Annotated in this window: 2 protein-coding genes; both read right to left on the bottom strand. The window is 47.6% G+C overall.

Features of this window, described 5'->3' with window-relative positions; all coding sequences use genetic code 11:
- On the bottom strand, positions 1 to 371 hold a 371-nt coding region (locus AC1DUW_RS31940), incomplete at its 3' end, for a bifunctional 4-hydroxy-2-oxoglutarate aldolase/2-dehydro-3-deoxy-phosphogluconate aldolase (RefSeq protein ID WP_477644592.1).
- Between the two features lie 14 nt (positions 372 to 385).
- Positions 386 to 592: PfkB family carbohydrate kinase (locus tag AC1DUW_RS31935; protein ID WP_477644591.1), on the bottom strand; the 207-nt coding region annotated here is incomplete at its 5' end.

Genomic DNA, 592 nt, shown 5'->3' with positions numbered 1-592 from the left:
CCATGCTCGTAAGCTGTCAAAATTTCCGTTGGTGTAAGCGCACCGGGGATGCTAATAATGCCATAGCGCTTTGCCATTTTAATCGTTTCAATATTGACGGTTGGCGAAAAGATAAATTCCGCTCCAGCCATGATGACCAAACGAGCCGTTTCTGGATCCAATACTGTACCGGCACCCACTATGATATCATCGCCGAACTCCTCTTTTACTTTATCAATTAACTCGCAAACTTTGGGTGTTTCTACTGTAATTTCGAGTGTTCGGATTCCACCTTCATTCAGGGCTCTAGCGATTGGTACAATTTGATCGGGACGTGCACCACGAATAACGGCGACTAGCTTCCCTTGTTTCAGCTCTACTAGTTTAGTCATTCTTTCCCACCTTTCTACCTAGTCACATCTTCTGCTCCGCCACTCATAAATAAATCGAGGTCGTCACGTATCGGCAAACCCTCTACATCTCCATTTACCATCGTTACCATTGCTCCCATGGCATTTCCGCGCCGTGCAGCTTCTTCTAGCCCCAGTCCATCAAGAAGGCCGGAGAGTACACCAGATGCAAAAGCGTCCCCAGCACCGATTGGGTCTACGAC

It is taken from the genome of Peribacillus sp. P4_C12 (assembly GCF_056402095.1).
The sequence above is the reverse complement of the archived record's forward strand: the minus strand, read 5'-3'. Positions and strand labels throughout refer to the sequence as shown.